This is a genomic window from Pseudoflavonifractor sp. 524-17 (assembly GCF_009935845.1).
In the GTDB taxonomy this organism is placed as follows: Bacteria; Bacillota; Clostridia; order Oscillospirales; family Oscillospiraceae; genus Pseudoflavonifractor_A.
The window spans coordinates 1-6,943 of record NZ_QWEK01000026.1; the positions used below are offsets into that span (position 1 = coordinate 1).

The 6,943-nt window shown below is 60.9% G+C and carries 7 protein-coding genes; 1 reads left to right on the forward strand and 6 read right to left on the reverse strand.

Annotated features, from left to right (window positions below):
* Positions 1-952 (forward strand): CAP domain-containing protein (locus D1159_RS10915; RefSeq protein ID WP_243152245.1); only part of this gene is annotated, 952 nt, incomplete at its 5' end.
* A gap of 59 nt (positions 953-1,011) precedes the next feature.
* Here D1159_RS10915 and acrA read toward each other — a convergent pair.
* The 6 genes from acrA to D1159_RS10945 all read right to left on the reverse strand — a co-directional run bounded on the left by acrA (position 1,012) and on the right by D1159_RS10945 (position 6,835).
* Positions 1,012-2,118 (reverse strand): acryloyl-CoA reductase electron transfer subunit beta, encoded by a 1,107-nt coding sequence (gene acrA, locus D1159_RS10920; protein ID WP_161845693.1) that lies wholly within the window; start codon positions 2,116-2,118, stop codon positions 1,012-1,014.
* Positions 2,119-2,137: 19 nt separating this feature from the next.
* Positions 2,138-2,938, reverse strand: coding sequence for an acryloyl-CoA reductase electron transfer subunit gamma (acrB, locus tag D1159_RS10925; protein ID WP_161845694.1), 801 nt, complete (start codon positions 2,936-2,938; stop codon positions 2,138-2,140).
* A 17-nt stretch (positions 2,939-2,955) separates the two neighbouring features.
* Positions 2,956-4,119: an acyl-CoA dehydrogenase gene (locus tag D1159_RS10930; RefSeq protein ID WP_161845695.1), complete on the reverse strand. Its 1,164-nt coding sequence runs from the start codon at positions 4,117-4,119 to the stop codon at positions 2,956-2,958.
* A gap of 80 nt (positions 4,120-4,199) precedes the next feature.
* Positions 4,200-5,048, reverse strand: a complete 849-nt coding sequence (locus D1159_RS10935) for a 3-hydroxybutyryl-CoA dehydrogenase (protein ID WP_161845696.1) — start codon at positions 5,046-5,048, stop codon at positions 4,200-4,202.
* 45 nt (positions 5,049-5,093) lie between these two features.
* A complete protein-coding gene (locus tag D1159_RS10940; RefSeq protein WP_161845697.1) occupies positions 5,094-5,870 on the reverse strand; it encodes an enoyl-CoA hydratase-related protein in 777 nt (258 codons plus the stop codon).
* A 251-nt stretch (positions 5,871-6,121) separates the two neighbouring features.
* Positions 6,122-6,835, reverse strand: coding sequence for a DUF554 domain-containing protein (locus D1159_RS10945; RefSeq protein ID WP_243152246.1), 714 nt, complete (start codon positions 6,833-6,835; stop codon positions 6,122-6,124).
* Between the last annotated feature and the right edge of the window lie 108 nt (positions 6,836-6,943).

The window sequence follows — 6,943 nt, forward strand, 5'->3', positions numbered from 1 at the left end:
CACACCCACTCCTACGCCTGCCCCCACACCTGCGCCCAGCCAGTCCGCAGAGGAGCTGACCGCGGAGGTGGTCCGTCTGGTAAATGAGGAGCGGGCCAAAGCGGGGCTGCCAGCCCTGTCCACCTACGATCCCCTGACCCAGGCGGCCCAGCTGCGGGCCACGGAGCTGCCGGGGCTGTTCTCCCACACGCGCCCGGATGGGAGCGACTGCTTTACCGCCTTGGAGGCGTTCAACGTTCAGTCCTACTATACCGCCGGTGAGAACATCGCCGCCGGGTCCAGCACCGCGGCGGGGACGATGAATCAGTGGATGAACTCCCCCGGCCACAAGGCCAACATTCTCAACAAAAACTTTACCCACATCGGCGTGGGCTATGTAAAGGCCCCCGGCGGCTATGGCCACTACTGGGTGCAGATGTTCCTGGGGTCCAACAGCCTGCCCTCCGGCGGACAGAATCCCGCTCCCACGCCTGCCCCCTCCAATCCCCCCACCTCCACCAATACCAACACCCCGGCGGGGCGGCTGGTCAACAGCACGGATATCCCTGCGGACGGCCTGCTGAAATCCTTCCGCCAGGAGTGGGACAATGGGGACTATCTGGAGCTGTCCGTCAGCGGGACCAACACCGTCACCTTTGCCGGCCGGTACACCTTCTCTCCCCAGTCCGCGGGGCTGTATAATTACGCGGTCCTCCGCCTGGCGGGCTATACGGATGAGCGGGTGGCCGAGATCCCCTTTACCAGCGGCGTGCCCTTTTCCGGCAGCGCCAAGGTGGATTTGAGTGTGATCAAAAAGGTGGCGGATGAGGGCAGCCGGTCCTATGTGACCGCCATGCTCTGCCAGAACTACACCCCCGGCGATTCCGCCATGGGGGGCATTGCCTTCCAGGATGTGGATATCTCCATCCAGCCCGACGGGGACAGCTGCATCTTCCGCGTGACGCAGCGGTGAGGCAAAAAACACAAAAACCCGGCGCTCTCTGAAAAAGAGAGCGCCGGGTTTTTTATGATTTACTTACTGGCCTTGAGGGCGCGGATGGCTTCGGTGAGCATGGGGGTGACCTTGAAGAGGTCGCCGGTGATGCCGTAGGAGGCCACCTCAAAGATGGGGGCGCTCTCGTTCTTGTTCACAGCGATGATGCACTCGGAGTCCTGCATTCCCGCCTTGTGCTGAATGGCACCGGAGATGCCCAGGGCCACGTAGATTTTGGGGTGGACGGTCTTGCCAGTCTGGCCCACCTGGTGGTCGGAGGTAATCCACCCCGCGTCCACCACGGCGCGGGAGGCACCTACCACGCCGCCCAGGGCGTCGGCCAGCTCCTCCGCCAGAGCGATGCCCTTTGCCACATCCTTGCTGATGCCGCGGCCCACGGAGACCACCACGTCGGCGCCGATGAGATCCACCAGCTTCTTAGCGGCCTTCTTCACCTCCAGCACGTCCACATGGATATCCTCCTTGGACAGCTGGACAGCCACCCGGTCAATGACGGTCTTGGCGGCCCCCGCCTCGTCATAGGGCTGGGTCTGCATGACGCCGGGGCGGACGGTGGACATCTGGGGACGGAACCGGGGGCAGATAATGGTGGCCATCAGGTGTCCGCCGAAGGCAGGGCGGGTCATCTTCAGGTTGGTGTTCTCCTCAAAGACAGTGTTGTCCACGTCGATGGTGGAGGTGGTCTTCAAAAATTCCTTGTACTTGGCCACGTCCACATCCAGGTGGGTACAGTCGGCGGTCAGACCGGTGTGGAGCCGGGCCGCGCAGCGGGGGCCCAGGTCGCGACCGATGTTGGTGGCGCCGATGAGGAAGATTTCCGGCTTTTTCTCCGCAACCAGATCGCAGATGACCTTGGTGTAGCCGTCAGTGGTGTAGGTCTCCAGCAGGGGGTGGTCGCACAGGTAAACCCGGTCGGCGCCGTAGCCGCCCAGGGCCTTGACGGCCCCTTCGCCCATATTGTGGCCCAGCAGTACGCCGCACAGCTCCACCCCCAGGTCGTTGGCCAGCTTGCGCCCCTCGCTGAGCAGCTGATAAGAGGTGCTCATGATAGCGCCTTCCCGCTGCTCACAAAATACCCATACGCCCTTGAAGGCGGCGGTGTCCCGGCTATTGAACTCAGACATTTCCTTCACTCCTCTCTCATCAAATCAGGTGCTTGGCGTCCAGGAGGGCGACCAGCTTCTCGCAGGCCTCCTTGCCGGCGCCCTCCAGCATCATGCCGGCGCCCTTCACCGGGGGAGAGAAGGACTTGTACACGTTGGTGGGGGAGCCCTTCAGGCCGATGGTGTCCAGGTCGATGAGGGGATCGTCCTTCAAAGTCTCAAAGTTATAGACCGCGTAGGGCTTGCTGTAGGCCTCCATAATGCCGCCCACGCTCATGTAGCGGGGCTGGTTGAGCTCCTTGACGCAGGTGATGAGGCAGGGGGTCTGGACCTTCAGGGTCATATAGCCGTCCTCCAGCAGCCGCTTGACCGTGACGGTCTTGCCCTCCACCTGGATGTCAGCGGCGTAGGAGACCTGGGGCACGTGGAGCTTTTCGGCGATCTGGGGGCCCACCTGGGCGGTGTCGCCGTCAATGGCCTGCCGGCCGCACAGGATGATATCATCCTCCTCCACGCCTACCTTTTTAATGGCGGCGGCCAGGATCTGGGAGGTGGCGTAGGTATCGGATCCGCCAAACTCCCGGGCGGAGACCAGCACGGCCTCGTCACAGCCCCGGGCCAGCAGCTCCCGCAGCATTCCCTCGGCGGGCGGGGGGCCCATGGAGATAACCACCACCTTGCAGCCGGTGGCATCCTTAATCTGAAGGGCAGCCTCTACCGCGGCCAGGTCGTCGTGGTTGGTGATGGTGTCCATAGCGGCACGGTCCATGGTGCCGTCCTCCTTCACCGCCACGACGCCGGACGTGTCGGGAACCTGCTTGACACAGACAATCAGTTTCATAATTTTCCCTCCGTTCCTTACTTCACGCCCAGATTACTGGAGATGACCATCCGCTGGACCTCGCTGGTGCCCTCATAGATCTCGGTGATCTTGGCGTCGCGCATCATGCGCTCCACGGGGTATTCGCGGGTGTAGCCGTAGCCGCCGAAGAGCTGTACGGCCCGGCGGGTGACGTCGCTGGCCGCCTCCGCGGCGAAGAGCTTGGCCATGGCGGCGTCCATGGAGTAAGGCTCGTGGTTCTGCTTTTTCATGGCGGCGGAGTAGACCAAAAACTGGGCGGCCTGCATCCGGGTGTGCATATCGGCCAGCTGGAACTGGGTGTTCTGGAACTGGGAGATGCGCCGGCCGAACTGGACCCGCTCCTTGGTATAGGCGATGGCCTCCTCAATGGCGCCCTCCCCCAGACCCAGGGCCTGGGAGGCAATGCCGATGCGGCCTCCGTCCAAAGTGGCCATGGCCAGGTTGAAGCCCTTGCCCTGCTTGCCCAGCAGACGGTCCTTGGGGATGACGCAGTCCTCCATAATCAGCTCGCAGGTAGAGGAGCCGCGAATGCCCATCTTCTTCTCGTGCTTACCCACGGAGAAGCCGGGATCGGTGCGCTCCACGATAAAGGCGGAGATCTCCTTTTTGGTACGGCCCCGCTTGTCGGTGGTGACGCCGGTGATGGCGATGATAATGAACACATTGGCGTAGCCGGCGTTGGTAATGAAGATCTTGGAGCCGTTGAGGATCCAATTTTCACCCTTGGCGTCCAGCACGGCGGTGGTCTGCTGTCCCTGGGCGTCGGTGCCGGCGCCGGGCTCGGTCAGGCCGAAGGCGCCCAGCCACTGGCCGGAGCACAGCTTGGGCAGGTACTTGGCCTTCTGCTCATCGGTGCCGTTTTCAAAAATGGGGGCGCAGCACAGGGAGGTATGAGAGGAGACGATGACGGCGGTGGTGCCGCATACCTTGGCCAGCTCCTCCACACACATGGCGTAGGAGAGCACATCGGCCCCGGCGCCGCCGTACTCCTTGGGGAAGTAGATGCCCATCATCCCCAGTTTGGCCATCTTTTTGACGGTCTCCTCAGGGAACATCTCCTTCTCATCCACTTCCTCAGCCAGGGGCTTTACCTCGTTCTGGGCAAACTCCCGGTACATTTTGCGAAGCATTTCCTGCTCTTTGGACAGATGAAAATCCATAATTGATCTGCTCCTTAATTTCTCAAAATATGGAACCGAAAGCCGGGCGGGGTGTGCCCACCCGGCCGTTCTGAATCAGGTTACTTGCTGTAGTCGTAAAAACCCCGGCCGCTCTTCCGGCCCAGCCGGCCGCCCCGGACCATCTTGCGCAGCAGCAGGGAGGCGCGGTAGCGGGGGTCGTTGGTCTCGTTGTAGAGCACATCCATAATGGCCAGGCACACGTCCAGGCCGATGAAGTCGCCCAGCTCCAGGGGGCCCATGGGGTGGTTGGCGCCCAGCTTCATGGCTTTGTCCACGTCCTCCACGCTGGCGATGTGGTTTTCCACCAGATTGATGCCCTCGTTGATCATGGGGATGAGCAGGCGGTTGACCACAAAGCCGGGGGCCTCCTCTACCTTGACGGGCTGCTTGCCCACGTCCTCAGAGAGCTTGAAGATAGCTTCAAAGGTCTCGTCAGAGGTATTCACGCCCCGGATGACCTCAATGAGCTTCATCACCGGCGCGGGGTTGAAGAAGTGCATTCCGATCACCTTGTCCGCCCGCTTGGTGGCGGAGGCGATGTCAGTGATGGAGATGGAGGAGGTGTTGGTGGCCAGAATGGCCTCGGGCTTGCACAGGCTGTCCAGCTGGGCGAAGAGCTCCTTCTTCAGGCCCAGCTCTTCCACGGCGGACTCCACTACCAGATCGGCGTCGGCCACGGTGCTGAGGTCAGAGGTGAAGGTCAGCTTGGCCAGCAGGGCCTCTTTCCCGGCCTCGTCCAGCTTGCCTTTGGCGATGCGCTTATCCAGGCTCTTGATCAGGCTGTTCTTATGCTTCTCCGCGCTGGCGTCGCTGGTGGAGCGGATGACAGTGTCGATTCCCTTGTTGGCAAAGACCTGGCCAATGCCCAGACCCATGGTGCCGCCGCCGATGACAACGATCTTTTTCATAAAAATGTCCTCCTGCAAATTATTTTCTGGGTTGTGTGTAAAATATCAGCGATTGACAAAGTGTTTCTCGCTGCGCTTTTCTAAAAAGGCGCCCATGCCCTCGTCCTTGTCGGCGGTGCCGCAGGTAACGCCGAAGGCCTCCGCCTCAAAAGCGGAAGCAGTATGGATGTCGGCCTGCATCCCCATGCGGATGCAGCGCTTGGACTCCCGTACGGCAATTTGGGCGTTGGCGCAGATTGCCTGGGCCAGCTCCATGGCCCGGTCCATCAGCTCCTCGGGGGGATAGACCGCGGAGACAAGGCCAATCTCTTTGGCCTCCTCTGCCTTGATGACCTTGGCGGTGAGGATGAGCTCCATCGCCTTGGACACCCCGACGATCCGGGGCAGGCGCTGGGTACCGCCAAAGCCGGGGGTGATGCCCAGCCCCACCTCTGGCTGGCCGAACTTGGCCTTTTCACTGGCCAGGCGGATGTCGCAGGCCATAGCCAGCTCGCAGCCGCCGCCGAGGGCGAAGCCGTTGACCGCCGCGATGACCGGCTTGGACAGATGCTCCAGCTTCAGAAAGATACTTCCGCCCCGAACGCCAAAGCGCTTTCCGTCGCTGGAAGAGAAGTCCTTCATCTCCGCAATATCGGCCCCAGCCACAAAGGAGCGGCCCGCGCCGGTCAGAATGACGGCATAGAGGGTGTCGTCGGCCTCCACCTGGTCTAAAATCCCGTCCAGATCCGTCAGAACCTGACTGTTGAGGGCGTTAAGCGCCTCTGGGCGGTCGATGGTGACGATGCCGATGTGATCCTGCCGCTCCAGCTTGACAAATCCCATCTGAGTGCATACCTCCCTGATTGCCTTGTTATTTTTTTAACATAGTCGACTGCAAAAAAAGGCAACTGCCCGGCAATCCCGTGCCAGCTGCGCACTTCCTATCAGCCGTACCGTACCCTGCTTCTTATGCCGGCTACTTCGCATAGTATACCGCCTTTTGAAGCGTGTTGCAAGAGGAATTTTGAAAAAAACTGACTTCTTCAATAAACTTAGTGGTTTTATTATGGGAAAACTTGTACACCATGGCACCCTCAGCCCCCGCCGAGACTGCTGAGGGCCGCGGAAAGAGGGAGGTAGGCCAAGGGCAGAAAGATGGCGGGGAGCATATTGCCCACCCGGATTTTCTCCTTGGGCAGGCCCAGGAGATTGAGCGCGATGCCGATGATAATGGCGCCGCCTACGGCGCTCATGGACAGAACCACGGCGCCGGAGAGATAAGGGCCCACAAGCTGAGCCAGCAACGTCATGCCGCCCTGATAAAAAAGCAGGGGGATGACCGAAAAAGCCGTTCCGACCCCCATGGCGGCGGCAAAGGTAATCGAGGTGACGCCGTCAATGACTCCCTTGGAGATGAGAATGGAATAGTCGCCGTTAAGGCCGGCCTCCAGACTGCCGTTGATTGCCATAGCGCCCACGCAGAACAGAACGGTGGCGTTGACAAAGCCCTCCGCGAAAGGACTGCTGTCCCCGGCCCGGAGCAGCCGGCGGCGCAGCAGCTCCCCAATGCTGTCCAGCCGGGCCTCAATCTTCATCCACTCCCCCAGCAGGGTACCGGCCACCATGCACACCACCACGCACAGGGAGTCAGAGGTGCGCAGCACGTTGGAGATGCCGATGCCCAGGACGCACAGGCCCAGAGCCATGGTGAGGGTGGCGGAAAACTGGGGCTTGATCCGGTTCTTGAAAACAAGGCCCAGCAGACTGCCGGCCAGGATCAGGACAACATTGATAATGGTTGCGATCATATCAATCATCTCTTTCGGGGGTGTTTCTCTTTTACAGTGCAAAGCGCGAAACTATGATACTCGTTTTGAGACGGTTTGTCAAATAAAGTTGCAGGGATTCCTGTAGGC

Excerpts from the sequence above, each read along its gene's own strand:
- D1159_RS10940 (WP_161845697.1), bottom strand. The coding sequence starts at position 5,870 with ATGGGATTTGTCAAGCTGGAGCGGCAGGATCACATCGGCATCGTCACC.
- D1159_RS10945 (WP_243152246.1), bottom strand. The coding sequence starts at position 6,835 with ATGATCGCAACCATTATCAATGTTGTCCTGATCCTGGCCGGCAGTCTG.
- D1159_RS10935 (WP_161845696.1), bottom strand. The coding sequence starts at position 5,048 with ATGAAAAAGATCGTTGTCATCGGCGGCGGCACCATGGGTCTGGGCATT.
- acrA (WP_161845693.1), bottom strand. The coding sequence starts at position 2,118 with ATGTCTGAGTTCAATAGCCGGGACACCGCCGCCTTCAAGGGCGTATGG.
- D1159_RS10930 (WP_161845695.1), bottom strand. The coding sequence starts at position 4,119 with ATGGATTTTCATCTGTCCAAAGAGCAGGAAATGCTTCGCAAAATGTAC.
- acrB (WP_161845694.1), bottom strand. The coding sequence starts at position 2,938 with ATGAAACTGATTGTCTGTGTCAAGCAGGTTCCCGACACGTCCGGCGTC.